The organism is Micropruina sp. (assembly GCF_047606365.1).
Lineage (GTDB): Bacteria > Actinomycetota > Actinomycetes > Propionibacteriales > Propionibacteriaceae > Micropruina.
The window spans coordinates 1-25837 of record NZ_JASGEN010000002.1; the positions used below are offsets into that span (position 1 = coordinate 1).

Genomic DNA, 25837 nt, shown 5'->3' on the forward strand with positions numbered 1-25837 from the left:
CCGCGTCGCGACGACCGGGGCGGCCGTCCCGAGCGTGGCGGACGCCGTCGCGCCGAGGCTGCCGAGGCCCCCGCGGCCGAGGCTGTCACCGAGAACGCAGGAGCCTGAGCAATGTTGATTCCCCGTAGGGTCAAGCACCGCAAGCAGCACCATCCCCGGCGGGATGGCGCCGCCAAGGGCGGTACCAAACTGGCGTTCGGCGATTACGGCATCCAGGCCCTGGAGTCCTCGTACCTGACCAACCGTCAGATCGAGAGCGCCCGTATCGCGATGACGCGCCACATCAAGCGTGGCGGCAAGGTGTGGATCAACGTCTACCCCGACCGTCCGCTGACCAAGAAGCCGGCCGAGACCCGGATGGGTTCCGGCAAGGGCTCTCCGGAGTGGTGGGTCGCCAACATCAAGCCGGGCCGGGTGCTCTTCGAGCTGTCCGGCGTCGCCGAGGACGTGGCCCGCGAGGCCATGCGCCTGGCGATCCACAAGCTGCCGTTCAAGGCACGGTTCATCAAGCGGGAAGCAGGTGAGATCTGATGGCGAAGACCAGCACCGCTGCCGACCTGCGCGGCCTCAGCCGCGACGAGCTCAACGCCAAGGTCAAGGAGTTCAAGGAGGAGTTGTTCAACCTCCGGTTCGCCGCCGCCACCGGTCAGCTCGAGTCGCACGGACGGCTCCGTGAGGTCCGCAAGGACATCGCGCGGGTCTACACCGTGCTGCAGGAGCGCAACCTCGGCATCGTTCCCGATCCCGATCAGGACAAGTGAGAGCAATGAGTGAGAGCAAGCGCGAAGGCGCCCGCAAGGTCCGTGAGGGCGTCGTGGTGTCCGACAAGATGGACAAGACCGTCGTGGTCGCCATCGAGCAGCGGGTCAAGCATCCGCTGTACGGCAAGGTGATGACCAAGACCGAACGGCTGAAGGCCCACGACGAGGCGAACGATGCCGGCGTCGGGGACCGCGTCCGAGTGATGGAGACTCGTCCGACCTCAGCGACGAAGCGCTGGCGTCTGATCGAGATCCTCGAGAAGGCCAAGTGAGGCAGGAATGATCCAGCAGGAGACGCGACTGAAGGTCGCGGACAACACCGGTGCGAAGGAACTCCTCTGCATCCGGGTGCTCGGTGGCTCCAAGCGTCGCTACGCGGGCCTGGGCGACAAGATCGTCGCCACGGTCAAGGACGCCATCCCGGGCGGAAACGTGAAGAAGGGCGAGGTGGTCAAGGCCGTCATCGTCCGTACGGTGAAGGAGACCCGTCGTCCCGACGGCTCCTACATCAAGTTCGATGAGAATGCCGCCGTGATCCTGAAGGGCGACGGGGAGCCCCGTGGCACCCGCATCTTCGGACCGGTCGGCCGTGAGCTGCGCGAGAAGCGCTACATGCGCATCATCTCGCTGGCGCCGGAGGTGCTGTGACATGGCGAACTCGTTGCATGTGAAGAAGGGTGACCGGGTCAAGGTCATCGCCGGCAAGGACAAGGGTCTGGTCGGCGACATCATCGAGGTGCTGCCCGAGCAGGGTCGGGTGATCGTCGAGGGTGTGAACGTCGTCAAGAAGCACACCCCGGATCGCTCCCAGCAGGGCGGCAATGACAAGGGCGGGATCATCACCACCGAGGCCCCCATCGACGCCTCCAACGTGCAGTTGGTCGTGAAGGTGGACGGCAAGGAGGTCGTGACCCGCGTCGGTTACGAGCGTCGCGAGGTCACCAAGCGGCGTCCGGACGGCACCGAGTACTCCGCTCACCGGAGCGTCCGGGTCGCCCGCAAGACCGGGAAGGAAATCTGATGACCGCGACCACCGCAGAAAAGACTCTGCCGCGGCTGAAGCAGAAGTACCGCGAGGAGATCGCGCCGGCTCTGCACAAAGAGTTCGAGTACGCCAACGTGATGCAGATCCCCGGGCTGACCAAGATCGTGGTCAACATGGGTGTCGGCGACGCGGCCCGCGACTCCAAGGTGATCGACGGCGCCGTGCGCGACCTCACCCAGATCACCGGGCAGAAGCCGTCGGTGACCAAGGCCCGCAAGTCGATCGCGCAGTTCAAGCTGCGCGAAGGCATGCCGATCGGTTGCCACGTGACCCTGCGCGGCGACCGGATGTGGGAGTTCGCCGACCGGCTGCTCACCCTGGCGCTGCCCCGTATCCGTGACTTCCGCGGGCTGTCCGCCCGGCAGTTCGACGGCAAGGGCAACTACACCTTCGGTCTGACCGAGCAGGTCATGTTCCACGAGATCGATCAGGACCGGATCGACCGCGTGCGCGGCATGGACATCACCTTCGTCACCACCGCGACCAACGACGACGAGGGCCGGGCGCTGCTGAAGCACCTGGGCTTCCCGTTCAAGGCCCCGGAGAACGATCCGAAGAAGGCCGTCGCCAAGAAGCGGCGTCCGCAGGGTGCTTCCAAGAGCGCCCAGAAGAAGTCCCTGAAGAGGAAGTGACGTAGATGGCCAAGACAGCGCTGAAGGTCAAGCAGGCCCGCAAGCCGAAGTTCGGCGTCCGCGCCTACACCCGGTGCAGCAAGTGCGGCCGGCCCAAGGCCGTCTACCGCAAGTTCGGCCTGTGCCGGGTCTGCCTGCGGGAACTGGCGCACGCCGGTCAGCTCCCCGGTGTGACCAAATCCAGCTGGTGAGTTGATCACCTCCACCCGAACAGGTCAGGCGCCTGGGAAACGGCGTCCTGAAACCGTCCGAGAAAGAAGAAACAAGTCATGACCATGACTGACCCGATCGCAGACATGCTGACGCGTCTGCGCAACGCCAACCAGGCATACCACGACTCGACGTCGATGCCGCACAGCAAGATCAAGGTCGGCATCGCCGAGATCCTGAAGGCCCAGGGCTACATCAGTGGCTTCGAGGTCAAGGAGCCGGCGGCCGGCGAGGTCGGCAAGACGCTGACCGTCACCCTGAAGTACGGCTCCAACCGGGAGCGCTCGATCGCCGGTGTCCGCCGGATCAGCAAGCCCGGCCTGCGGGTCTACGCCAAGTCCAACGAGCTGCCGAAGGTGCTGGGCGGCCTGGGGATCGCGATCATCTCGACCTCCCAGGGCCTGCTCACCGACGCCGAGGCGAACGCCAAGTCCGTGGGCGGCGAAGTGCTCGCCTACGTGTGGTGAGAGAGGAGTACTGACATGTCGCGAATTGGCAGGCTCCCGATCGCCGTCCCGGCGGGCGTGGAGGTGAAACTGGACGGCCAGCAGGTCGAGGTGAAGGGCCCCAAGGGTTCCCTCACCCACACCGTGGCCGAGCCGATCAAGATCGGTCGCAACGATGCCGGTGAGCTCGAGGTGACCCGTCCGGACGACGAGCGGATCAGCCGCTCGCTGCATGGACTGACCCGGACCCTGGTGGCCAACATGGTCACCGGTGTGACCGCCGGCTACGAGAAGAAGCTCGAGATCGTGGGCGTCGGCTACCGCGTCATCGCGAAGGGCCCGACCCAGCTCGAGTTCAACCTCGGTTTCAGCCATCCGGTCGTGGTGAACGCCCCCGCGGGCATCACCTTCTCGGTCGAGAAGCCGACGGCGTTCACCGTCTACGGCATCGACAAGCAGGCCGTCGGCGAGGTTGCGGCGAACATCCGCAAGATCCGCAAGCCGGAGCCCTACAAGGGCAAGGGCGTGCGCTACGCCGGCGAGCGGGTTCGCCGCAAGGTTGGAAAGGCTGGTAAGTGATGGCTATCTCGCTGTCGAACAACAAGGCGACGGCCGACCGGGTCGCGGCGCGGCTGCGCCGGCAGGTCCGGGGCCGCAAGAAGATCGCCGGCAGCCCGGAGCGTCCGCGGCTGGTCGTCACCCGCTCGGCTCGGCACCTGTTCGTCCAGGTGATCGACGACACCGCGGGCAGCACGCTGGCCTCGGCGTCCTCGATGGAGGCCGACGTCCGCAAGGCGAAGGGCGACAAGACCGAGGTGGCCAAGAAGGTCGGTGCACTGATAGCCGACCGCGCCAAGGCCGCGGGTGTCACCACGGTGGTCTTCGACCGCGCCGGCAACAAGTACCACGGACGGATCGCGGCGCTGGCCGACAGCGCCCGTGAAGCCGGCCTGGGATTCTGACGGACTCGAAAGGACAACAACGATGAATGGAAACCAGCGCCGCGGAGGCGGTGCCGCTGGTGGCGAGCGTCGTGGCCGCGAGGACCGTCGGGGCAACAACGCCGATAAGGACAAGAGCAACTACCTCGAGCGGGTAGTGGCGATCAACCGGGTGGCCAAGGTCGTCCAGGGTGGCCGCCGGTTCAGCTTCACCGCGCTGGTCGTGGTGGGCGACGGCGACGGCACCGTGGGTGTCGGTTACGGCAAGGCCCGTGAGGTTCCGGCCGCGATCGCCAAGGGTGTGGAAGAGGCCAAGAAGGCGTTCTTCCGGGTGCCCCGCATCCAGGGCACCATCCCGCACCCGGTGCAGGGCGAGAAGGCCGCCGGTGTGGTCATGCTGCGTCCGGCTTCCCCGGGTACCGGCGTCATCGCCGGCGGCTCGGCGCGCGCCGTGCTCGAGTGCGCCGGTGTGCACGACGTGCTCGCCAAGTCGCTGGGCTCGGACAACGCGATCAACGTGGTGCACGCCACCGTTGCCGCGCTGAAGAGCCTGGAAGAGCCCGAGCAGGTCGCCAAGCGTCGTGGCCTGCCGGTGGCGGACGTCGCCCCGGCCGCGCTGCTGCGCGCCCGTGAGGAGGCGAAGCACTGATGAGCAAGATCAAGGTGACCCAGGTCAAGTCCGGCGTGGGTCGCAAGCAGAACCAGCGCGAGACCCTGCGTTCGCTCGGTCTCAAGCGGATCGGTGACTCGGTGGTGATCGAGGCCCGTCCCGAGCTCGTGGGCATGGCCAAGTCGATCTCGCACCTGGTCACCGTCGAGGAGGTCGACTGACATGCCGCTGAAGTTGCATCACTTGCGCCCGGCTCCGGGTGCCAAGACCGAGAAGACCCGGGTGGGTCGTGGTGAGGGCGGCAAGGGCGGCAAGACCGCCGGCCGTGGCACCAAGGGCACCGGGGCGCGTAAGAACGTGCCGCAGAACTTCGAGGGCGGGCAGATGCCGCTGCACATGCGGCTGCCCAAGCTGCGCGGCTTCAAGAACCCGTTCCGGGTCGAGTACCAGGTGGTGAACGTCGCCAAGCTCGGCGAGCTGTTCCCCAACGGTGGTGAGGTCGGCGTGGCCGATCTAATCGCAGCTGGTGCCGTCCGCGACGGCAACCTGGTCAAGGTGCTCGGCAACGGGGAACTCTCCGTCGCCCTGCAGGTGAGCGCGCACGCGTTCTCCGCTTCGGCCAAGACCAAGATCGAGGCTGCCGGGGGCACCGCCACCCAGCTCTGAGCTGATCTGATCGCGAGGGCGGGACGACGTTCGGTCGTCCCGCCCTCGTGCTGTGTGCCCCGCCAATCGCGCGGTGACACCGCGTCCGGCGCGGTGGTCGCTGCCCGCTATCCTGACCGGGATCGAAAGGGAACATCCCTGCCATGACCTCCGCTCACCTGCACCACGCTGCCCTGGACGCGATCGGGCAGGAGATCGTGGACGGCGCCCGCCCGGTCGGTTCGGTGCTGACCCTGGCCGACCTGGAGCAACGGTTCACCGTCTCCCGGACGGTCGCCCGCGAGATCATGCGGATCCTGGAATCGCTGGGCATGGTGCGTTCCCGGCGCCGGGTGGGCATCACCATCCGCCCCCGGTCGAGCTGGAACGTGCTCGACCCGCTGGTGGTCGGCTGGCGGCTGCGCGGCGAGGAACACGACCGGGTGCTGCTCGACGTCACCGAACTGCGTGCGGCGCTGCAGCCGATGGCCGCTGAACTGGCCGCCCGCAACGCCACCGTCGAGCAGCGCGATCGGCTGATCGAGCTGGCCGACGAGATCGTCCGCCGCAGCCGGCGTCCGGAACGCACCGACGAGCTCGCCGAGGCCGAACTGGCCTTCCACATGCTGCTGCTCCGGGCCACCGCCAACGAGCTGTTCGCCGGCTTCTCCGGCGTGGTGCGGCTGGTCGAACGACTGGACGGCCCGCAGTCACCGGAACCCGGCCTGGTCTGGGCGGAGCGCTACCGCCGGATCGCCGCCGCGGTGGCTGCCGGGGACGGCGAGACCGCCCGGATCGCGTCCCGCGCCCAGGTGGCCCAGGGCCTGGCCGGGATGACCGCCCGGGTGGGGGAGCGGCCCTCGATCGCCGAGCCGCCGAGCTCGGATCACTGGTCCGTCTAGTGCCGCTTCGGCGCCGAACCACGGCGTTCGGCGAGCGCCTCGGATGTCCGTTTCCGGCTCGGTCCGGGCGGGGCTGCGGAACTTGGTAGAGTTTGCCGGGTTGCGCGCGGTTCTCGCGCGCGCTGATCAAGGGTAGAGGAGTACTGGTCGGATGCTGTCGGCCTTCGTCAACGCGCTGAGGACGCCAGACCTGCGCCGCAAGATCCTGTTCACCCTCGGTATCCTCGCGGTCTTCCGGCTCGGCTCCGTGATCCCGACGCCGAACGTGAACCTGGTGAATGTGAACGCGTGCCGGGTCGAGGCGGCCTCGGGCGCCAACGCCGGGCTCTACTCGATGATCAACCTGTTCTCGGGCGGGGCGCTGCTGCAGCTGGCCATCTTCGCGCTGGGCGTGATGCCCTACATCACCGCGAGCATCATCCTGCAGCTGCTCACCGTGGTGATCCCGCGGTTGGAGGCGCTGAAGAAGGAAGGCGCCTCCGGCACCGCCAAGATCACCCAGTACACCCGCTACCTGACCCTGGTGCTGGCCGTGCTGAACGCCACCGCGTTCGTCACCCTCGCCGTGAACGGCCAGCTGTTCCAGGGCTGCACCCGTGACCTGGTCTACGACAAGGGCATCTTCGCGATCATCGTGATGGTGATGACGATGACCGCGGGCACCGGCCTGATCATGTGGATGGGCGAGCTGGTCACCGAACGCGGCATCGGCAACGGCATGTCGATCCTGATCTTCACCCAGATCGCCGCCCAGTTCCCGGCCTCGCTGTGGTCGATCAAGGAGAGCCGCGAAGGCGCCGCCGGCTGGCTGGCGTTCTCGGCGGTGATGGCGGTGGGCCTGTTGGTGATGCTCGGCGTCGTCTATATGGAGCAGGCGCAACGCCGCATCCCGGTCCAGTACGCCAAACGGATGGTGGGTCGCAGGCTGTTCGGCGGCACCACCACCTACATTCCGCTGAAGGTCAACCAGGCCGGCGTCATCCCGGTCATCTTCGCCTCGTCGATGCTCTACCTGCCGGTGCTGTATTCGCAGTTCCAGCCGGACAGTCCGGTCTCGGGGTGGATCCAGACCCACCTCGTCCAGTCCAACGGGCTCTGGTACAACACGATCTTCTTCGTGATGATCATCGCGTTCACCTACTTCTACGTGGCGATCACCTTCGACCCGGTCGAGGTCGCCGACAACATGAAGAAGTACGGCGGCTTCATTCCCGGCATCCGGGCCGGCAAGCCGACCGAGGACTACCTGGCGTTCGTGCTGTCGCGGCTGACCGCTCCCGGCTCGCTCTACCTGGGCCTGATCTCGCTGATCCCATCCATCGCGTTCATCTTTTTCAACGCGCAGAACGATTTCCCCTTCGGTGGCACTAGCATTCTGATCGTTGTCGGCGTTGGGTTGGACACGGTCAAGCAGATCGAGAGCCAGCTGCAGCAGCGCAACTACGAAGGATTCCTCAGATAGCTCAACGGTGAGGCAGGACGCAATGCGATTGTTGATCATGGGCCCCCCGGGTGCCGGTAAAGGCACCCAGGCCGCCATCATCGGCGAGCACTACAACATTCCGGCCATCTCGACCGGGAACATCTTCCGGTTGGCCATCACGAACCGGACGCCGCTGGGCGAGCGGATCAAGCGGATCATCTCCGAGGGCGGCTACGTTCCCGATCGGCTCACCCTGCAGATCGTCATCCAGCGCCTCGAAGAAGAGGACGCCAAGGGCGGCTGGCTGCTCGACGGCTTCCCGCGGACGGTGGGCCAGGTGAAGGCGCTCGACAAGGAGCTGGAGGCCCACGGCTTCCACCTCGACGCGGTGATCTCGCTGACCGCCGACGAGGAGGCGATCATCCAGCGGATGCTGAAGCGCGCCGAGATCGAGGGCCGTCCCGACGACAACGAAGAGACCATCCGGAACCGGATGGAGGTCTACCACGACCAGACCGACCCGCTGCTGGAGGTCTACGGCGAGCGCGGCCTGCTGATCGAGGTCGACGGCATGGGCACCGTCGAAGAGGTTTCCGCCCGGGTGCTGGCCGCACTGTCCGAGAGGCTCGGTCACTGATCCGTGGCAGGCGGCATCGAGGTCAAAACCCCCGAGCAGGTACGCGTCATGCGGCGCGCCGGGCTGGTGGTCGGCCGCACCCTGGCGGCGCTGCGCGACGCGGCGACCGCGGGAGTCACCACCGCTGAGTTGGACGCGCTGGCCCGCGACGAACTCGCCCGTGCGGGGGCGACGTCGTCGTTCCTGAACTACGGGGGCGGCTGGGGCATCCCGCCGTTCCCCGCGGTGACCTGCATCTCGGTCAACGACGAGATCGTGCACGGCATCCCGGGCTCGCGGGTGCTGGCCGAGGGCGACCTGGTGTCGGTGGACTTCGGTGCGATCGTCGACGGCTGGCACGGCGATTCGGCGATCAGCTTCAGCATCGGTCGGGCCCGGCCCGACGACCAGCGGCTCAGCGACGTCACCCGGGAGTCGATGTGGCGCGGCATCGCCGCCGCCCGTATCGGTGGCAGGGTGGGCGACATCTCGGCGGCCGTCGAAGGCTATGTGCGCAGCCGCCGTCCGGAGCGATACGGCATCATCCGCGAGTTCACCGGGCACGGCATCGGTTCGCAGATGCACCAGGCCCCCGACGTCCCCAATCACGGACGCCGCGGCCGCGGCCCGCTGCTGACCGAGGGCATCTGCCTGGCGGTCGAGCCGATGCTCACCCTCGGCGGCGAAGGCACCGCCACCCTGGACGACGGCTGGACGGTGGTCAGCCGGGACGGCTCCCGCGCCTGCCACTGGGAGCACACCATGACGGTGACCAAGCACGGCCTGTGGGTGCTGACCGCCGAAGACGGCGGCGAAGCCGAACTGGCCGCGCTGGGCGCGAAGTTCGGCCCGCTGGCCGACTGAGCCGTGACCGGGTCGAAGCGCTGGCGCCAGGTGGCGGCGACGCTCGCCGATGGTGGTCGCCGGTTGCTCTACGCCCAGATCGTGGTGTCCGCGGACGCCGGCAGGCTGCCGGGGCCGCGATGACCGACCCCACGGATGCGGCGCGGGTGTGGGGCGACCCGGTCAGGTGGCCGGCGGGGCTGGTGCGGGACCTGGGTCTGATCGGCCGTGCTGCCGGCGTCCTCGTGCAGGTGGGTCTGCCGGACGCGGCCGAGCCCTTGTTCGCAGCCGGGCCGCTCCGCCCGGTCTTCTCGGGACCGGAAGCGGGAGCCATCCAGTTCGGCACCGATTTCGGATCGAGGATCTGCGTCCGTCCGCCGGACGGCGAGGTGGTCTCGGTCCGGGAGGACGGCGGTCCGGTCCGCCGCGTCAACGCCGACCTCGCCTCCTTCGCCGAGTTCCTGTTCCGTGCCGCCAGCACCCTGGCCACCTTTCCGCAGCTTGATGACGACACGATCGATCGGTCGGTGGCGACCCTCAGACAGGAGCTGCTACGGATCGACTCGTCGGCCTTCGCCGACCCTGACGACTGGTGGGCGCTCATCTTCGAACAGCTGAGCGACGGGCTGCTGTAGGACCGCCGGACCGGTTCAGGGAAGGTTCTTCCTGGTTCAGCGTTCCGCGCAGTTCACGGCGATCGCCAGGGCGTCGCAGACCGCGTGCATGCGGTCGCCGGCCAGCCGTCCGAGCCGCTGGGTGAGCAGGCCGACCGGCACCTGTTCCACGGAGTCGAGGTTGACCACGCACGGACGGGGGGCCGGATCCTCCCCGGGCTCGAGTCGAACCTCGCTGGGCAGGCCGCGGATCGTCGTCGTGCAGGGTGCGATCATGGCCAGCCCGCGCGACGCGATGGCCGCCGTTCGGGAGAGCACCACGACGGGACGGCGTCCGATCTCGGGGTGCTCGCACCACCAGACTTCGCCCCATTCGGGAGGGCTCATCGAGGAGCGCGCGAGCGGATGGCGGTGCCGAAGCTAGCCAGATCGCCCCACTCGTCAGGAGTGTCCATCGGCTGGGCGGCATAGCCGGCGGCGTAGGCCTGGTCGATCTCGCCCGCCCGGACATCGGCCAGAAGCGCCCGCAGCGCGCGCTCGATCATGCTCGCGTCGGTACCGGAGAGATCGAGCGCTCGCGCCCGGGCGAGCAGATCGGCGTCCACTGTGGTGCTGATCCGTTGTCGCGTCATGCCACGATTGTGCCACGACAATGGTACGACGGGTTCAGCCCTGCCGGCCGGGCTCGTCCGATCGCGCGATCGACCACAGCTTTCGCGATGTGCGTACTGCTTTCGGGATATTTCACGAAAGCAGTGACGGAACCTGTCATCAGTGCTCGATCGCGCGATCGGTGGTCGGCGTCCATCGGCTGGGCGGCATAGCCGGCGGCGTAGGCCCGGCGTCGCCCGCTACGGGTTGGACGACTCGGCCGTCGCACGGGGGGCTCCGATCGACTCGCGATCGATGATCAGGTTGGGCAGCGTGTGTCGCCGTCCGGTGGGGCCGTCGCCGGCCAGCCGGGCCAGCAGCACCTCGGCCGCGCGGACCCCCATCTCGTAGGACGGCCGCTGCACGGCGGAGATCGCGGGTGAACTGACCGTCATCCATTGGGCGTCGTCGAGGCTGACCAAGGACAGGTCCCCGGGCACCGACAGTCCGCGCTGCTGCAACTCCTGAAAGGCGGTCAGCGCGATCTCGCTGTAGGAGGCCAGCAGCGCGGTGGGCGGATCCGGGGCGTCCAGCGCGGCCCGGACGACCTGGCGGGTCGAGTCGCGCGACATCGCCCCGGTGTGCAGCCGGTAGCGGACGCCGAGCGCGGCGGTGGCGTCCCGGAGTGCCTGGATGCGTTGCGCGATCGGAGAGATCGGCTGACTGATGCCCTGTTCGATCTCGTCCACGGAACGCGAGGTCGCTGCCACCAGGTCGATCCGGCGGTGGCCCTCGCCGGCCAGCCGCTCGATCACGGCGCAGGTCGAGGCGTAGTCGTCGGCGCCCACCCAGTCGCTGTCGGGTGCGGGCAGGAACCGGTCGATCAGCACCAGGGGCCGGGGCATCTGCAGGATCTCGTCCAGATGGGTGGAGATCATTCCGGACGACGGGCTGACGATGAAGCCGTCCACCCGCTTGTCCAGGAAGACTTTGACCGCGGCACGTTCGGCCTGGAGCTTCTCGTCGGTGTTGGCCAGAATGACATCGAAGCCGCGGTCGCGGGCCGCATCGATGATCCCCCGCACGGCGCGGGCGAAGTGTGGATCTTCGACGTCCGAGATCACCACCCCGATCGTGCAGGACCGGCCCGAGCTGACGCTGCTGGCGAGCGCGTTGCGCCGGTAGCCCAATGTGCGGGCCACCTGGAGCACGCGCGCACGCAGGGCGGGGTCGACGGTGCCGTAGTTTCCCAGGCTGCGGGCGGCGGTCGAGCGGGAGACTCCGGCCGCATCCGCCACCTGCTGCAAGGTGGGAGCGCGTCGGGACCGTGTCCTCGCCGGCTCTGGCGCCAGATCCGCCATCGGTCGTCCTTTGTTTCGGCCTCGTTGCGGGATTGTTTGAATGTGTCCATCTCTAGCCTGAGATACCGGTGTCCTGTTAGCGTGACGGCGAACGCCGGGATCGGCCGAGACATGAGAGTATCGCCCCGCAGTTGTGCACGTCAGGGGGCTTGACCGGCCGAAATACCGAGGATTCGACGGCGATGAAGGGACGACTCATGAGCACAGGTCCGGCCAGTACGGCACCACCCGAGGCGGCCATCGCGGCCGACGAGCTCACCGTCGTCCCACGTCGTCACATCGGTCGTTGGGTGGGTGCGGTGCTGGTCGTCGCGTTCCTGGTCTGGCTCGGTCTGGCGATGGCGAATGCCAAGATCGATTGGTCGATCGTCGCCGAATACCTGACCGTGCCGGTGATGATCGAGGGCATCCTGGTCGCCTTGGTGCTGACCGTGATCTCGATGGCACTGGGTCTGGTGATCGGCGTGATCACCGCGATCATGCGGATGTCAAAGAATCCGGTCACTTCGAGTGTCGCGTATCTGTACATCTGGGTTTTCCGGGGCACCCCGGTGTATCTGCAGTTGCTGATGTGGTTCAACATCGCGCTGATCTTCCCGGTGCTTTTCGTCCCGGGCATGGGAATCGTGAAGACCATCAACGTGGTGACACCGTTCGTCGCGGCCGTCATCGCGCTCGGGCTGAACCAGGGTGCCTACACGTCCGAGGTGATTCGCTCCGGCATCCTCTCGGTCGACGAAGGGCAGACCGAGGCGGCCAGCGCGATCGGCATGACCCGCATCCACCTGATGCGCCGGATCGTGCTGCCCCAGGCCATGCGGGTGGTCATTCCGCCGATCGGCAACGAGGTCATCTCGATGGTGAAGACCACCTCGCTGGCTTCGGCCATCGGCGTGACCGAGATCCTCTCGCAGGCGCAGCACGTGTATTACGTGAACAGCAAGATCATGGAACTGCTGATCGTCTGCGCGATCTGGTACCTGGCGGCGACGACGGTGATGTCGATCGGGCAGTTCTACTTGGAGCGAGCGTTCGCCAAGGGTGCGTCCAGCCGGGCGCTGCCACCCACACCGCTGCAGAAGTTGCGGGCCGTCTTCACGGGCAAGAGGAGCTGAGATGACCGCAGAGGCTTTGGACGCGTCCCAGGTGCCGGTGGGGGAGCCACTGGTGCGGATCGAAGGGGTGCACAAGAATTTCGGTCCCCTGCACGTGCTGAACGGCATCGATCTGGTGATCAACCGGGGCGAGGTGGTGGTGCTGCTCGGGGCCTCCGGCTCCGGCAAGAGCACGCTGCTGCGCTGCATCAACCATCTAGAAACGGTCTCCGCCGGACGAATCTGGGTGGGCGAGGAAGTGATCGGCTACCGCCAGGTGGGCACCAAGCTGCACGAGATGTCCGACAAAGAGGCGGCCCGCCAGCGCCGGTCGATCGGCATGGTGTTTCAGCGCTGGAACCTGTTTCCGCATATGACGGCGATCGAGAACATCATCGAGGGCCCGGTCCAGGTGCAGAGGCGCAAGCCCGCCGAGGCGAAGCAGGCAGCCCAGGATTTGCTCGAGAAGGTGGGGCTCGGCGATCGCGGCAATCAGTACCCGCGGCAGATGTCGGGCGGCCAGCAGCAGCGGGTGGCGATCGCGCGTGCGCTGGCGATGAACCCCGAGCTGATGCTGTTCGACGAGCCGACCTCGGCGCTCGACCCGGAATTGGTGGGCGAGGTGCTGCAGGTCATGCGCGATCTGGGCGATTCCGGCATGACCATGATCGTGGTGACCCACGAGATCGGCTTCGCCAAGGATGTCGCCGATCGGGTCGCGTTCATGGCCGACGGTGAGATCGTCGAACTCGGGCCGCCCGAGGAGGTGCTGGTGAATCCGCAACACCCGCGGACCCAGGCATTCCTGTCCCGCATCCTGTGAACCCACGTTTTCCATAAGAGGAGCCACCATGATCAAGATAAAGGGCCGCACCGTCGCGGCCGGAGCGGCGCTGGCCGTGCTCACCCTGTCCGGCTGCGTCCCTGCGCAGACCACACCGAGCGCCGACGCGTCGGCCGGTGGCCTGCCGCCGGCGATCGCGCAGAGCGGCACGCTCAAGGTTGGGACGTCGCCCGCGTACGCGCCGATGGCGTTCAAGAATCCGGACAACGCCAACGAGACGATCGGCGCCGACATCGATCTGGCGAATGCGGTCGCCAAGCAGCTCGGGGTCAAGGTCGAACTGGTCGAGACCCCGTTCGATCAGCTGATCAACTCGGTGGCGACCGGTCGGGTCGACACCGTGATGTCGGGTATTTCGGACACCGTCGAACGACAGAAGAGCGCCACCTTCGTCGACTACCTGAACTCGCAGGGCAGGTTCTATGCGCTGACCGACAAGGCCGGCGGGTACACCGGTGAGGACACCATCTGCGGCAAGACCGTTGCGGTCAGCTCCAAGACCGACTACTACGACCAGGTCGCCGACGTCAGCAAGAAGGTCTGTGAGAGTGCCGGCAAACCGGCCATCGAGCGGCTCAGCACCGACTCGGGCGCCGCAGCCAGGTTGCAGATCGAGCAGGGTCGGGCCGACCTGGCCGTGCAGGGCGGCGAGGGCATCGCCTACCTCGACAAGTTCACCGAGAAGGGCAAGTACAAGGTCGTCCTCGATCCGCTGCCCGGCACCCCGTTCGGCGCCATCGTGATGAAGGACGACATGCAGCTCGCGAATGCGCTGCTGAAGGCGTTCCAGGACATCCAGGCCAACGGCGAGTACGACAAGATCCTGGCCAAATGGGGCTTGGAGGAATACAAGCTGACGCCGGTGATCAACGGCACCAAGTGAGTTCATCCTCACCCACGTCCCAACCGCGCTGGCCCGATGATCGGACCAGCGCGGTTGGTCTTGCCTTCGACTTGGACGGCCCCACCGGCGACTCGATGCTGGACGGCTCGCTGCGTCGGCGGCCGGCCTACTTCAGCCAGAAGTGCTACGGGGTGTGGCGCGGGGTGGATCGGCTGCTGCGCCTTCTCGACCCGCTGCCGGCGACCTTCTTCGTCCCGGCCTGGGTGGTGGAACACTGGCCGGTGCAGTGCCGGCGGCTGATCGACGCCGGCCACGAGGTGGCCCATCACGGCTATCAACACGAGCGGTTCGCCGACCACGACCTGGCCGGGCAGCGGGCCATCATCGAGCGTAGTCAGGCGATCTTCTCCGCAGAACTCGGCAGCCGGGCGGTCGGTTTTCGCACGCCGTCCGGCGACTGGACGCCGGGCACGCCGCAACTGCTGGCCGAACTGGGCTTCAGCTACTCGAGTTCGATGCGCGACGACGATCGTCCGTACCGTCACGCCGATGCCGACCTGATCGAGATCCCGGCCCGCTCCGAACTCGACGACTACGCCAGCCTGGCCTATACCCGCGACCCCGACTGGCCCTCGGGTGGGGCGCGGATCGCGTCCTATCCGGCCACGCTGGACAGCTGGCGGCGGGAGGCGAGCGGCTATCACGCGGCCGGCGGTTGTCTGGTGACGATCTTCCACCCCAAATTCGTCGGCCGTCCCGGTCCCGCGCAGCTGCTCGCCGAGTGGCTCGGTGCCCTGCGGGCGGCCGACCCCTGGTTCGCCACCCTCGCCGAGATCGCCGACTGGGCGCGTACTGCGGAGTTCGCCGCCCGATGAGTGACCGTTGGCCGTCCGGTGCCCGCGTCGCCTGCCTGATCACGGTCGCGCTGGAGGGCGAGCTGGGCATTCTGGCCGCCGACCCGTCCGCGGTGACCCGGCAGAAGTCGCTGTCGGTGGGGCGCTACGGAACGAACCGAGGGGCGGAGCGGCTGCTCACCGTTCTCGCCGAACGTGGCCTGCGCTCCAGCTGGTTCCTGCAGGCCCGCAACGCGGAGACGCACTCCCGGTTGACCGCCGAAGTGATCGCCGCCGGGCACGAGATCGCCACCAGCGGGCTCGCCCTGGAGGACTTCGGCACGCTCAGCCTGGCGGACCAGCATCGGTGCGTGGTCGAGGCTCGCGAGCGGATCGAGCAGCAGCACGGCGTCCGCGCCGTCGGTTTCCGGCCCGGGCGTGGGGACGCCCACCCCGCGCTGGCGGACCTGCTGCGCGCCGACGGCTTCACCTGGTCGTCGCAGCTGCGGGGCGACGACCTGCCGATCACGCTGCCCTGCGGACTGGTCGAGTTGCCGCATCACCATGAACTGGACGACGCCGCCTACTTCGCCTTCAACCTGGATCCGGCTCTCCCGGCCGGTAGTCCGCGGATCGCGCCGGTCGGCGACGTCTTCGCGAACTGGTCGATCGAGTTCTCCGCACACCGGGCGGAGGGTCTGCTGTTCGTCCTCGATCTGCACCCCGAACTGATCGGGACGCCGTCGCGGGCCGCGATGCTGGGTGATCTGCTCGATCTGATCGTTGACAGCTGGGTGGCGACCGGCGACGAGATCGCCCGCTGGTGGCTCGCAAACAACCCGGCCGGCCCGCTGCCCGCCGATCATCCGATCGCCGTCTTCGAGCGCTACGTGACTGAACCTCGTTGATCGAGCCTGTCGGGATCTGACCGCGGGCACGCCGGTAAGTGGTTTCGACAAGCTCAACCAACGGTGGTGAGGGTTTCGACACGCTCAACCAACGGTCTCATTCTTCAGCGTGGGGTGAGGTGCACCCCGGCGATCATGCAGCGCACCGACCCGCCGGCCCGCTCGATGGTGGGGATGTCCAGCGGCAGCAACGTCGCGGATTCCTCGATGACCGCACGCTGCGCGTCGGTGAGTGCCCCGGCGGCGCGCGCCGACAGTGCCAGCACCCGTCCGTTGGTCCCGGTCAGCTCGATGGTGTTGCCGGCGAAGTCCGCGACCTGGTCGAAGCTCAGTTCCAGCACCGCGCGTCCGCTGTCGGCGAGCCGCCCGGCCACCTGGTCGCGCCGCTTCGGTTCGCTGATCGCGTCCAGGCAGATCAGCACGTACTCCGACGCGATGCCCATCATCACGTTGGTGTGGTAGACGGCGCGGCCGTCCGGGCCGGCGGTGGGGAAGGCCATCGGCTCGTAGCCGAACGCGGTGCAGAACCGCTCCAGGATGACCGGGTCGGCGCGGTGCGAGTTGGCCACGTAGGCCAGCCGTTCGGCATGGTCGAGCACCATCGCCCCGGTGCCCTCCAGGAACAGGTCGTCGTACTCCAAGCCCGAGTAGTCGATCACCTCCTGAACGCGGTAGGTGCTCTTCAGCAACTCGATCACGTCGGCCCGGCGTTCCCGGCGCCGGTTCGGCGCGTACATCGGGTAGATCGCGATCCGTCCGCCGTGGTGGGTGGAGAACCAGTTGTTCGGGAAGACCGAATCCGGGGTGTCCAGCTGGCCGAAGTCGTCGAAGACGTGAACGGTGACGCCGGCCGCGCAGAGCTGGTCGACGGCGGCGTCGAACTCCTGCCTGGCCGCGGCGGCGATCGCGTCGGAGGCCAGCTCGCCGGTGGGCAGCGTCTGGAACGCGTTGTCGGCCAGCGTCTGCGGGTTGACCCGGAAGCGGTGCGGACGCACCATCACCACGGCAGTCGGGGCCTGGACATTGCGGAAATTCATCGAAACCCTTCTGATCCGGCTGTCTGAGGGGCACGGTCCGGCCTCGGACCAGCGTCGCTGAGTCGGCCGGTGCGGACTGCCTGAACGCACCCGGGACGTGAGAGCACGGTACCCGACTCGGCGGGACACAAAGCGTGAGTGATACCGCCGCGAAACATTTCGGCAATACTCTGAGCCCCGTGAGCGCACTGTTCTCGGATTACCAGGCATCGGGGCCGGCTTTCGACGAGATGATCGCCGGCGACGGGAGCGTGCGGACGGCGTATTCGTCCGCCCTGCGCCAGCTCGGCAAGCTGGAGGCGGACGAGGTCCGCTCGCGAGCCGACTACCTGAAGAGCACCTACCTCGACCAGGGAGTCACCTTCGACATCGGCGGCGAGGAACGACCCTTCCCGCTCGACATCGTGCCGCGGATCCTGCTCGCCGACGAGTGGGCGGTGGTCGAGGCCGGGGTCGCCCAGCGGGTGAAGGCGCTGGAGGCGTTCCTGGCCGACGTGTACAGCGACGGCAAGGTCTTCGACGACGGGGTGATCCCGCGCCGGGTGGTGGCCAGTTCGCCCCACTTCCACCGGGTGATGCACGGCATCGTGCCGCCCAACGGCGTCCGGGTGCACGTCTCGGGCATCGACCTGATCCGCGACAACGAGGGCACCTTCCGGGTGCTCGAGGACAACGTGCGGGTGCCGTCCGGGGTGTCGTACGTGATGACCAACCGGCGGGCGATGTTCTCGGCGCTGCCCGAGGTGACCAGCCGGCACCGGATCCGTCCGGTCGAGCAGTACCCGCTGCAGCTGCTGGCGGCATTGCGGGCCGCCGCACCGAACGGCATCTCCGACCCGAACGTGGTGGTGCTCACCCCCGGTGTCTACAACTCCGCCTACTTCGAGCATGCGCTGCTGGCCCGGATGATGGGCGTCGAGCTGGTCGAGGGCCGTGACCTGGTCTGCCAGGCCGGACGGGTCCGGGTGCGCACCACCCAGGGGCTGCGTCCGGTGCACGTCATCTACCGCCGGCTCGACGACGAGTTCCTCGACCCGGCGACGTTCCGGGCCGACTCGATGCTGGGCTGCGCGGGTCTGATCAACGCCGTCCGGGCCGGCAACGTGACGCTGGCCAACTTCGTCGGCAACGGCGTCGCCGACGACAAGCTGGTCTACACCTACGTGCCCGACCTGATCCGCTACTACCTGAACGAGGAGCCGGTCATTCCCGGCGTCGACACCTGGCGGATGGAGGATCCGGACTCCCGCGAGGAGGTGCTGGACCGGCTGGACGAGTTGGTGCTGAAGCCGGTGGACGGCTCCGGCGGCAAGGGCATCGTGATCGGGCCGGTGGCCAGCCAACGCAAGCTGGACAAGCTGCGCTCCGCGGTGCTGGCCAACCCGCGCGGCTGGATCGCCCAGCCGGTGGTGCAGCTGTCCACGGTGCCGACCATGATCGACGGCTCGATGCGGCCCCGGCACGTCGATCTGCGTCCGTTCGCGGTGAACAACGGCAGCAGCATCTACGTGCTGCCCGGCGGCCTCACCCGGGTCGCGCTGCCGGAGGGCGAACTGATCGTGAACTCGTCCCAGGGCGGCGGCTCCAAGGACACCTGGGTGCTGGCCCGCGACGGCGTCCGGGCGCAACGGAAACGGTCGAGGCCCAAGTCGGCGCCGATCGGCGTGCCGCGCGTCGACATCGGTGAGGAAGGCGTCCAGCAGCAACAGGAACAGCAGCAACAGCAGGGCCGCGGAACGGAGGCGTCATGCTGAGCCGGATCGCCGAGTCGCTGTTCTGGATCGGCCGCTACCTGGAGCGGGCCGAATACACCTGCCGGATCGTCGACGTGCACTTGCAGTTGCTGCTCGACGACCCGAGCGTCGACCAGGACGCCGCCGGCCAGTCGCTGTTGGAGGTGATGGGTTGCCCGCCACCGGAGGGCAGCACCGCCGACGCCCAGTACGTGCTGACCGCGCTCTGCTACGACGCGGCCTCGCCGGCGTCCGTGGCGGCCGCGCTGGGTGGCGCCCGGGAGTCGGCCCGCCGCGCCCGCGAGACCGTCTCGACCGAGATGTGGGAGGCGATCAACACCACCTGGAACTCGGTGCGCGGCGGACGGCTGCAGCGGATGCGTCCGGCCACCGCGTTCAAGCTGATCCGGGAGCGCTGCGCGGTCATCTCCGGCACCGCCGATTCGACGATGAGCCACGACGAGGGCTGGCGGTTCCTGGTGCTCGGCCGCTCCATCGAGCGGGCCGACATGACCGCCCGGCTGATCCAGTCGGCGTCCCTGACGTCGGGCTCGCAGAGCGCCTGGAACAACCTGCTCCGCGGCTGCGGCGCGCATCACGCCTTCCTGCGCACCTACGGCGGCGTCACCACCGACCGGGACGCCGCCGAGTTCCTGCTGCTCGACCGGCTGTTCCCGCGCTCGCTGGTGTTCACCCTGACCGCAGCCGAGGACGCGCTGGCCGATCTCGGCCAGACCGAACGGCGGGCCGGCATCGAGGACGCCGCCCAGCGACTGCTCGGCACCGCCCGGGCCGAGTTGGAGTACCGGCCACCGGGTGAGGTGCTGCACGACCTGCCCAGCCGGATGGCCGACCTGCAATGGGTGTGCAACCAGGCCAGCACGGCGATCAGCCAACGGTATTTCGAGGGCGCCACAGCCGCTGTGTGGCGGGGAGGCGAACAGTGACCAGGCAGATCCGGATCGTCCATCACACCGGCTACGCCTACCGCGAGCCGGTGCTGGGGTCGCACAACGAGGTCAGGATGACCCCGCGGGCCAGCCGCGAGCAGTGGGTGCTGTCGTCCCGCATCGACATTCAGCCGACGCCGTGGGTGCTCAGCTACCGCGACTACTGGGGCACCAAGGTGACCTCGTTCGAGATCCGCGAGCGGCACTCCCGGCTCGGGGTGACCTCGACCGCCACCGTCGAGGTGACCCGGTCCGAGGAGCAGGCGCCCGGGGCCAGCTGGGACGAGCTGCGCGATCCGGGGCTCGAGGACCGGATGGTCGAGATGCTGACCCTCACCGACCACATCGACCCGGGCTCCGAGTTGCGCAACTTCGCCGCCGGGGTGGCGCGTGACGCCGGCCCCGCTGAGACGGTTGCCGCCGTCGCGGCCACGATCCGCGAGCGGGTGGACTACGTGCCCGGCGTCACCCATGTTCGGACCAGTTCACGCGACGTCTGGAAGGCCCGGGCGGGGGTCTGCCAGGACATGGTGCACGTCGCGCTCGGTGCGCTGCGCAGCGTCGGCATCCCGGCACGCTACGTGTCGGGTTACCTGATGCCGGCCGCCGACCCGGTGCTGGGCGAGGCCCGCAAGGCCGAATCGCATGCCTGGCTGCAGTACTGGGACGGCGCCTGGGTGGGCCTGGACCCGACCAACGATTCGGCACCCGGCGAATTCCACGTCGAGGTCGGCATCGGACGCGACTACTCCGACGTGCCGCCGCTGCGCGGCATCTACTCCGGCGCCGCCGAATCGGAGATGTACGTCGAGGTCGAGATGACGGTGCTCGCCTGAGCGGTGCGCCGTCCGGCTAGCCTGGGTGGGTGGACAACCTGCCGATCTCGTCGAAGTACCGTTCGCGGCCGCTGGATCCGCTGACCGACGACGAGCGCGAGGAACTGGCCGGACGGCTGAACGAGGAGTTCGCCCGCGGCGCGATCGACACCGACGACTACCGGGCGATGCTCGACCGGGTGTTCGCCGCCCGCACCCTGGGCGATGTCGCGGACGTGGTCTCTGCGCTGCCCGCCAAGGACACCTTCGCGGTGCCGTCGGTGATCGAGCAGGGGAGTGTGGCGCCCGGTGAGCTGGTACCGGCCAAGAGCGCCGGCAACCGGGGCGCGATCATGATGGCCGCCGGTCTCGGCACCGGCATCGCCGTGGCGATCCTGCTCCTGGTGCTGCTCCTGCTCTGATCGACGCCGACCCGTCGGCGCCGGTCTCGACAAGCTCGAACCAGCGGTGTCAGCGGACCTTGACCGCCTTGTTGGTCGGCCGGATGTCGGCACCGGTGAGGTTCTCATGGGTGACGTAGGTGGCTAGCGCCGCCGACAGCAGCTGCGCCCACGGATCGTTGCCGCCCCGGCTGGACGCGCCGGCCAGCGTGACCGTCGGGGTCTCCGGGCGCAGCGGGGGCTGCCGTAGCCAGCTGCGTGGCGAGGTCCAGCGGGTGCCGAACGACGGATCGGGCGTGCCCGCGGTGTGGTCGTGGACGATGACCTGCCCGGGCCCGCCGGGAAGCCGGTACTCCACTCTGACCCCGGTCGAGGTGTGGTGGACGTGTTCGGTGACCAGGTCGTCCGAGCGGCTCTCGTCAGCAGCAGATAAGGATCCGGATCGGGCTTGATCAGCCCGGCCCGATCCGGATCCTTGTTCGGCGCTCTCCGGCTGCGTGGGCGTCACGGTGATTCGAGGGGCCAGGGCGGGCCGGGTCCAGGCGGTGCGACGACGCAGCGTCGGCTCGCCGCCGGTCAGCCGCAGATACTCCCAGGGGTTGACCGTCGCGACGATCGCGTCGACCTCGACCGTGCCGGACGTGGTGGTGAGGGTGCCTTCGGCGAGTGCGGTCACCGGCTCCCCGATGTGCACCTCGACCCGGCGCAACGCCAGGCGTGCGGTCAGCAGGTCGATCAGCTCGGCGGACGGCACCGGTGCACCGTCGCGGGTGAGCTGCCAACGGCCGAAGGTGCGCTCCAGCGCCAGCCGGACGGCGACGAACGCCGGGGTTCGCTCCGGCCGTGACCCGATCCGCCAGGCCGTTGAGCGCAGCAGGGCCGCCGCCTGCGGATGACCGATGCGGCGGGCCAGCCGGGCCACGCTGTGGTTCAGGCCGAGAGCCTGACGGCGCCGCGGGGTCAACGCGGCCTCGGTGAACTCATCCTCGAGCCCGAGCCGGCGCAGCAGCTGCCAGCGTTCGTCGAGATCGTCCAGCAGGTCCCGCCAGCGAGCGGCCGCGGGCGTGCCCCAGGCTTCGCTCAACACCGCCCACTGGTCGCCCCGGTCGGCCGGCAGTGCCAACGAACTCCCGTCGGCGAAATGATGGACGGCCGGCGCTGCCGGCACCAGCGCGTGCCCGCTGCGGGCCAGTTCGGCATCGAACGGACGTCCCGACTTGCGGAACAGGTCACGCCACGGCGCCGGGAAGGTGAACACCGGCGGCAGGGCACCGGGCTCGGCCCAGCGTCCGCCCAGCCGGTCACCGGCCTCGAACAACAGCACCCGATGGCCGGCCTTCGCCAACCGCGCCGCCGCTGCCATGCCGGCCAGAGAACCGCCGACCACTCCGATCGTGCTCACGCCAGGCTCCCGGACGCCGCTACCAGCGGCATCAGGCCGCCAGTTCGATCAGCTTGCGGACGGTGTTGAGGTTGCGTGCGGTGCCGGCCACCGCCAGGGCGCGGCCCAGTGCGGCGTCCTTCAACTGTGCTCGTCCGGCGCCGTTCGCGTAGCGCAGGTGCAGTTCGCGGCCGAGGACCGCCCAGCGGTCGTCACCGGTCTCGACCTTGCCGGCCTTGGCGATCGCCGCCGCGGTCGGTGCCGCGGTGAGGAAGCTGATGTAGGAGTACTTCGGCTCGATGATCTCGAACGGATGCGCCTCCAGCGCGGCGATCACCTCGTCGCGGGATCGGCTGATCACTTCGCGGAAGAAGCCGAACTTCTCCTCCACGGCACGCTCCAGTGCCCGCTCGAACGCCTCGTCGTCGTCGGGCGGGGTGCACACCATGTTGCCGGAGGCGATGTAGGTGGACACGTCGCGGGCGCCCAGCGACTCCGCGAGTTCGCGCCACTGCGCCATCGGCAGCTTGCCGGTGCCGCCGACGTTGACCGCCCTGATCAGCAGGATGCGCTTCATGGCGTCACCTTAGTGCTGCCCGACGGTGCTGCCCCCGGAGAACCTCCGTCGAGCAGCGCTGGTGCGACGCCCGGATTTCTGTCGGTGCCGGCTGACAGGCTTGACGTGTTCCGGCAGCGGAGGGTTATGCTGGAGCACATCGAACAGTTGTTCGATAATGAGTCAGGGGAGGGCTCGCAACTCCCTGGTGCGGACGGACCTCGACCCCCGTCCGCACCGGGGATCGCGGCTCCCTCTCGGCCGGGCGATGTGGTGACCGAGAGGAGGATTCGTGCGCGCGATCGACGAGCGTGACGGTTCTCGACCCGCCGCCCCTGCGCTGGCGGCAGCGACCGCGGCACTGACCGAGGCGGAATGCGCCGAGCGGCCGTCCGACCGGTTCCTGCTGGCTCATCTGGCCGCACTGCGGGTGGCGGCCGTGGTGCTCGCCTGCCGCACGGTCGGCAGGGCGTCGACTCGTCCGCAGAACGTCTGGCAGGTGCTCGCCCGGACCGCACCGGAATACGCCGAATGGGCCGGCTTCTTCGCCGCACTGGCACCGAAATGCGAGGCGGTGCGAGCCGGGGCGGTGGCCGTGATCAGCGTGCGCGAGGCCGATGACCTGCTCCGCGACGTCGGCATCTTCCTCGACCGGGTGGCCCGCCGACTGGCCCGGCCGGTGTCCCGGCAGGGCGTGTCGTGACCGTCACCGCCTCACCGGTGGTCGATCCGCGGGTGATCATGCACGTCGACATGGACGCCTTCTACGCCTCGGTCGAGCTACGCCGCCGTCCGGAGTTGGCCGGGCTGCCGGTCTACGTCGGCGGCGCACACCGCGGCGTGGTGCTGAGCGCCAACTACCAGGCACGCGCGTTCGGCGTCGTCGGCGGCATGCCCTCGGCCAGGGCCCGCCGGCTGTGCCCGCAGGCGGTGGCCGTCCCGCCCGACTTCGACGCCTACACCGAGGTGTCGGCCGGCATCGGCGCGGTCTTCGAATCGGTCACCGCGCAGGTCGAGATGGCTTCCATCGACGAGGCCTATCTCGACGTCACCGGCAGCCTGCGGGCCTTCGGTTCGGCGCGGGCGCTCGGCGAATACCTGCGGGCGCTGGTGGCCGACGAGCAGGGCATCACCTGTTCGGTCGGCATCGGCCGCACCAAATTCGTCGCCAAGGTCGCCTCGTCCCAGGCCAAGCCCGACGGGCTGATCGAGGTGCCGCCGGGCGGTGAGGCCGCGTTCCTGCATCCGCTTCCGATCGAGCGGATCTGGGGTGTCGGTGAGTCGACCGCCACCCGGCTGCATCGGCTCGGCATCACGTCAGTCGCCGACCTGGCGGGCACCCCGGTCGGCACCCTGCAACGCACCTTCGGCCGTCATCAGGGAGCACTGCTGGCCGAACTCGCCTGGGGGCGGGACTCCCGCCGGGTGATCGCCCGGCCCGGTGAGCGCGGAGTGGGCTGCCAGCACACCTTCGCCCACGACATCGCCGACCCCGCGCAACTGCGCGCCGAACTGCTGCGGGTCTGCGCCACGGTGGCCCGGCGGATGCGCCGGGCCGGTGTGCTCGGCCGGGTGCTCACCATCACCATCCGGTTCGCCGACTTCCGCACCACCTCGCGTTCGGCGACGCTGACCGGCCTCACCGACCGCACCGATGAGTTGCATGCCCAGGCGGTCGCACTGTTCGGCCGGATCGGCCGAGCCGATGCCAGGGTCCGCCGGGTCGGCGTCCGGGTGCAGGGCCTGGTCGAGGCCGGCCGGGCGTACTGCCAGCCTGCGCTGGGTGACCCGGAACGGGGCTGGCGCGAGGCCGAGCTGGCGATGGACGCGGTCCGTGCCAAATTCGGCGCCCGCTGCCTGGAGCGTGCCGTGCTGACCCGGCGCGATGTGAAGGAAACCACCCCTTCGGGGTGAGCCGTTTTCGAACTTTGTTCCGTTTGGTGGGTCGCCAGCCTAGACTTGCTTTGCGGCTCAGCCGTGCGTGCTCCATTGAACCCGAAGGGAGGTTGGCATGGCTCTCTCAGAGGACGAACAGCGACTCCTCTCGCAGCTGGAGGAGGCTCTGGCGGCCGAAGATCCCAAGCTGGCCAGTACTCTGCGCGGTACCACGACCCGGCGGCTGCATCGTCGTCGAGCCGCGTTGGCCGGCGTCGGTTTCCTGATCGGCATCGGGTGTCTGATCGGTGGCATGCAATTGAGCCCGGCGCTGAGCATTGCCGGCTTCGTCGTCATGCTCGCCGCGACCGTCGTCGCGATCACCTCATGGCGCCACGTCGGCGAAACCGCCGCCGTGCACCCGTCCAGCCGCTCGCCGCAGGGCGAGAAGGCGTTCATGGACAAGATGGAAGAGCGCTGGCGCCGTCGCCAGGACGAGGGCCAGTAACCCTCCCGTTCAGCTATCCCAGCTCCGGCTATCCGCGCCAGCGCAGGCGCCGCCACACCGATCGTGGCAGCAGTTCCCGCCCCCACTTCCGTGGACGGTTGACGCCCGCAGCCAGGCCGCTGCGCACCGCCGCGACGTCCGCGCCGAGTTCGCCGAGTTCGCCCAGGTCCTCCGCGTAGCGGGCCCGCTCGACCTGCAGGCTCACCCGCCGCAGCGCGGCACCCGCGTCGGGCGGCAACCCGTCGGCCAGCGCTGCGCCGATCTGTCGCGGTGAGCCGGCCGGCCATTGCCGTCCGGCGTCCCAGACGCTGTCCCTGATCTCGTCCCAGGCGCCGGTCACCGCCGCCCGCGGCGTCCGGGCCGTCAACCGCAGCGTGCGTCGCCGACGGCGCAGCAGCGTCGGCGTGACCGCCGCCGC

General features: G+C 68.7%; 36 protein-coding genes and 1 pseudogene. 30 read left to right on the forward strand and 7 right to left on the reverse strand.

The annotated features are described in order from the left end of the window. The first annotated feature begins 111 nt into the window (after positions 1–111). The 18 genes from rplP (at position 112) to QM624_RS00310 (ending at position 9709) form a co-directional block, all read left to right on the forward strand. Complete coding sequence (gene rplP / locus QM624_RS00225) at positions 112–531, forward strand: 50S ribosomal protein L16 (protein WP_298130335.1); 420 nt, start codon at positions 112–114, stop codon at positions 529–531. Next, entirely contained in the window at positions 531–761 is a 231-nt protein-coding gene (gene rpmC / locus QM624_RS00230) for a 50S ribosomal protein L29 (RefSeq protein WP_298130337.1), read from the forward strand. Before rplP ends, rpmC begins: the two co-directional genes overlap by 1 nt. A 5-nt stretch (positions 762–766) precedes the next feature. After that, positions 767–1033, forward strand: coding sequence for a 30S ribosomal protein S17 (gene rpsQ, locus QM624_RS00235; protein ID WP_415088057.1), 267 nt, complete (start codon positions 767–769; stop codon positions 1031–1033). Between the two features lie 7 nt (positions 1034–1040). Then, on the forward strand, positions 1041–1409 hold the full coding sequence (gene rplN / locus QM624_RS00240; protein ID WP_298130340.1) for a 50S ribosomal protein L14: 369 nt from the start codon (positions 1041–1043) through the stop codon (positions 1407–1409). 1 nt (position 1410) lies between these two features. Further along, positions 1411–1782, forward strand: a complete 372-nt coding sequence (rplX, locus tag QM624_RS00245) for a 50S ribosomal protein L24 (protein WP_415088058.1) — start codon at positions 1411–1413, stop codon at positions 1780–1782. Then, the gene (gene rplE, locus QM624_RS00250) at positions 1782–2438 is read left to right on the forward strand and encodes a 50S ribosomal protein L5 (RefSeq protein WP_415088059.1); all 657 of its coding nucleotides are present in this window, start codon (positions 1782–1784) and stop codon (positions 2436–2438) included. The genes rplX and rplE overlap by 1 nt, the downstream gene beginning before the upstream one ends. A 5-nt stretch (positions 2439–2443) precedes the next feature. Beyond that, a complete protein-coding gene (locus QM624_RS00255) occupies positions 2444–2629 on the forward strand; it encodes a type Z 30S ribosomal protein S14 (protein ID WP_298134273.1) in 186 nt (61 codons plus the stop codon). Between the two features lie 78 nt (positions 2630–2707). Then, a complete protein-coding gene (gene rpsH / locus QM624_RS00260; protein WP_415088060.1) occupies positions 2708–3115 on the forward strand; it encodes a 30S ribosomal protein S8 in 408 nt (135 codons plus the stop codon). A gap of 15 nt (positions 3116–3130) precedes the next feature. Beyond that, a complete protein-coding gene (gene rplF / locus QM624_RS00265) occupies positions 3131–3673 on the forward strand; it encodes a 50S ribosomal protein L6 (RefSeq protein ID WP_298134278.1) in 543 nt (180 codons plus the stop codon). Then, the gene (gene rplR, locus QM624_RS00270) at positions 3673–4056 is read left to right on the forward strand and encodes a 50S ribosomal protein L18 (RefSeq protein ID WP_415088061.1); all 384 of its coding nucleotides are present in this window, start codon (positions 3673–3675) and stop codon (positions 4054–4056) included. Before rplF ends, rplR begins: the two co-directional genes overlap by 1 nt. 22 nt (positions 4057–4078) lie before the next feature. Further along, the gene (rpsE, locus tag QM624_RS00275; RefSeq protein ID WP_298134282.1) at positions 4079–4684 is read left to right on the forward strand and encodes a 30S ribosomal protein S5; all 606 of its coding nucleotides are present in this window, start codon (positions 4079–4081) and stop codon (positions 4682–4684) included. Then, on the forward strand, positions 4684–4866 hold the full coding sequence (gene rpmD, locus QM624_RS00280; protein WP_298134285.1) for a 50S ribosomal protein L30: 183 nt from the start codon (positions 4684–4686) through the stop codon (positions 4864–4866). Before rpsE ends, rpmD begins: the two co-directional genes overlap by 1 nt. Position 4867: 1 nt before the next feature. Beyond that, the gene (rplO, locus tag QM624_RS00285; RefSeq protein WP_415088062.1) at positions 4868–5311 is read left to right on the forward strand and encodes a 50S ribosomal protein L15; all 444 of its coding nucleotides are present in this window, start codon (positions 4868–4870) and stop codon (positions 5309–5311) included. Positions 5312–5454: 143 nt separating this feature from the next. Further along, positions 5455–6192 carry a FadR/GntR family transcriptional regulator gene (locus QM624_RS00290; RefSeq protein ID WP_415088063.1) on the forward strand — a complete coding sequence of 246 codons (738 nt, stop codon included), beginning with the start codon at positions 5455–5457 and terminating at the stop codon, positions 6190–6192. Between the two features lie 151 nt (positions 6193–6343). After that, on the forward strand, positions 6344–7654 hold the full coding sequence (gene secY / locus QM624_RS00295) for a preprotein translocase subunit SecY (protein ID WP_415088064.1): 1311 nt from the start codon (positions 6344–6346) through the stop codon (positions 7652–7654). Positions 7655–7676: 22 nt separating this feature from the next. Then, complete coding sequence (locus QM624_RS00300; RefSeq protein WP_415088065.1) at positions 7677–8252, forward strand: adenylate kinase; 576 nt, start codon at positions 7677–7679, stop codon at positions 8250–8252. Between the two features lie 3 nt (positions 8253–8255). After that, positions 8256–9095, forward strand: a complete 840-nt coding sequence (map, locus tag QM624_RS00305; protein ID WP_415088066.1) for a type I methionyl aminopeptidase — start codon at positions 8256–8258, stop codon at positions 9093–9095. A 119-nt stretch (positions 9096–9214) separates the two neighbouring features. Continuing rightward, positions 9215–9709, forward strand: a complete 495-nt coding sequence (locus QM624_RS00310) for an SUKH-4 family immunity protein (protein ID WP_415088067.1) — start codon at positions 9215–9217, stop codon at positions 9707–9709. Between the two features lie 36 nt (positions 9710–9745). Here the strand turns inward: QM624_RS00310 and QM624_RS00315 are convergent, their stop codons facing one another. The 3 genes from QM624_RS00315 to QM624_RS00325 all read right to left on the reverse strand — a co-directional run bounded on the left by QM624_RS00315 (position 9746) and on the right by QM624_RS00325 (position 11577). Continuing rightward, on the reverse strand, positions 9746–10075 hold the full coding sequence (locus QM624_RS00315) for a type II toxin-antitoxin system PemK/MazF family toxin (protein WP_415088068.1): 330 nt from the start codon (positions 10073–10075) through the stop codon (positions 9746–9748). Then, a complete protein-coding gene (locus tag QM624_RS00320; protein ID WP_415088069.1) occupies positions 10072–10320 on the reverse strand; it encodes a hypothetical protein in 249 nt (82 codons plus the stop codon). Before QM624_RS00320 ends, QM624_RS00315 begins: the two co-directional genes overlap by 4 nt. Positions 10321–10539: 219 nt before the next feature. After that, positions 10540–11577, reverse strand: coding sequence for a LacI family DNA-binding transcriptional regulator (locus QM624_RS00325; RefSeq protein ID WP_415088070.1), 1038 nt, complete (start codon positions 11575–11577; stop codon positions 10540–10542). A gap of 260 nt (positions 11578–11837) precedes the next feature. Between QM624_RS00325 and QM624_RS00330 the strand changes: the two genes are divergently transcribed. The 5 genes from QM624_RS00330 (at position 11838) to QM624_RS00350 (ending at position 16163) form a co-directional block, all read left to right on the forward strand. Continuing rightward, positions 11838–12755, forward strand: coding sequence for an amino acid ABC transporter permease (locus tag QM624_RS00330; protein ID WP_415088071.1), 918 nt, complete (start codon positions 11838–11840; stop codon positions 12753–12755). A gap of 1 nt (position 12756) precedes the next feature. Further along, positions 12757–13557 (forward strand): amino acid ABC transporter ATP-binding protein, encoded by an 801-nt coding sequence (locus QM624_RS00335; protein WP_415088073.1) that lies wholly within the window; start codon positions 12757–12759, stop codon positions 13555–13557. Between the two features lie 28 nt (positions 13558–13585). Further along, positions 13586–14461 (forward strand): ABC transporter substrate-binding protein, encoded by an 876-nt coding sequence (locus tag QM624_RS00340; RefSeq protein WP_415088074.1) that lies wholly within the window; start codon positions 13586–13588, stop codon positions 14459–14461. Between the two features lie 71 nt (positions 14462–14532). Beyond that, complete coding sequence (locus QM624_RS00345; RefSeq protein WP_415088075.1) at positions 14533–15297, forward strand: polysaccharide deacetylase family protein; 765 nt, start codon at positions 14533–14535, stop codon at positions 15295–15297. Then, on the forward strand, positions 15294–16163 hold the full coding sequence (locus QM624_RS00350) for a polysaccharide deacetylase family protein (RefSeq protein WP_415088076.1): 870 nt from the start codon (positions 15294–15296) through the stop codon (positions 16161–16163). Before QM624_RS00345 ends, QM624_RS00350 begins: the two co-directional genes overlap by 4 nt. Before the next feature lie 104 nt (positions 16164–16267). Here QM624_RS00350 and ctlX read toward each other — a convergent pair whose 3' ends face one another. Then, positions 16268–17200: a citrulline utilization hydrolase CtlX gene (gene ctlX, locus QM624_RS00355; RefSeq protein ID WP_415088077.1), complete on the reverse strand. Its 933-nt coding sequence runs from the start codon at positions 17198–17200 to the stop codon at positions 16268–16270. 179 nt (positions 17201–17379) lie between these two features. On the opposite strand from ctlX, the gene QM624_RS00360 reads away from it, so the two are divergent. Genes QM624_RS00360 through QM624_RS00375 form a run of 4 tightly spaced genes read left to right on the forward strand, consistent with a single transcriptional unit; the run spans position 17380 to position 21120 of the window. Continuing rightward, positions 17380–18954, forward strand: a complete 1575-nt coding sequence (locus QM624_RS00360) for a circularly permuted type 2 ATP-grasp protein (protein ID WP_415088078.1) — start codon at positions 17380–17382, stop codon at positions 18952–18954. Continuing rightward, positions 18948–19880 (forward strand): alpha-E domain-containing protein, encoded by a 933-nt coding sequence (locus tag QM624_RS00365; RefSeq protein WP_415088079.1) that lies wholly within the window; start codon positions 18948–18950, stop codon positions 19878–19880. The genes QM624_RS00360 and QM624_RS00365 overlap by 7 nt, the downstream gene beginning before the upstream one ends. Beyond that, on the forward strand, positions 19877–20719 hold the full coding sequence (locus QM624_RS00370; RefSeq protein ID WP_415088080.1) for a transglutaminase family protein: 843 nt from the start codon (positions 19877–19879) through the stop codon (positions 20717–20719). Before QM624_RS00365 ends, QM624_RS00370 begins: the two co-directional genes overlap by 4 nt. Positions 20720–20748: 29 nt before the next feature. Then, entirely contained in the window at positions 20749–21120 is a 372-nt protein-coding gene (locus tag QM624_RS00375; protein WP_415088081.1) for a DUF1707 SHOCT-like domain-containing protein, read from the forward strand. Between the two features lie 49 nt (positions 21121–21169). Here QM624_RS00375 and QM624_RS00380 read toward each other — a convergent pair whose 3' ends face one another. After that, entirely contained in the window at positions 21170–22501 is a 1332-nt protein-coding gene (locus QM624_RS00380; protein ID WP_415088082.1) for an FAD-dependent oxidoreductase, read from the reverse strand. 31 nt (positions 22502–22532) lie between these two features. Continuing rightward, on the reverse strand, positions 22533–23057 hold the full coding sequence (locus QM624_RS00385) for a DUF1697 domain-containing protein (protein ID WP_415088083.1): 525 nt from the start codon (positions 23055–23057) through the stop codon (positions 22533–22535). A 271-nt stretch (positions 23058–23328) separates the two neighbouring features. On the opposite strand from QM624_RS00385, the gene QM624_RS00390 reads away from it, so the two are divergent. From QM624_RS00390 to QM624_RS00400, 3 genes are all read left to right on the forward strand, one after another. After that, positions 23329–23739 (forward strand): SAV_6107 family HEPN domain-containing protein, encoded by a 411-nt coding sequence (locus tag QM624_RS00390; RefSeq protein ID WP_415088084.1) that lies wholly within the window; start codon positions 23329–23331, stop codon positions 23737–23739. Continuing rightward, positions 23736–24950 (forward strand): DNA polymerase IV, encoded by a 1215-nt coding sequence (gene dinB, locus QM624_RS00395; RefSeq protein WP_415088085.1) that lies wholly within the window; start codon positions 23736–23738, stop codon positions 24948–24950. The genes QM624_RS00390 and dinB overlap by 4 nt, the downstream gene beginning before the upstream one ends. 97 nt (positions 24951–25047) lie before the next feature. Next, on the forward strand, positions 25048–25419 hold the full coding sequence (locus tag QM624_RS00400) for a DUF3040 domain-containing protein (protein ID WP_415088086.1): 372 nt from the start codon (positions 25048–25050) through the stop codon (positions 25417–25419). Positions 25420–25447: 28 nt separating this feature from the next. Here QM624_RS00400 and QM624_RS00405 read toward each other — a convergent pair. Next, positions 25448–25837 (reverse strand): annotated as a pseudogene (locus tag QM624_RS00405) (hypothetical protein); the annotation flags it as partial.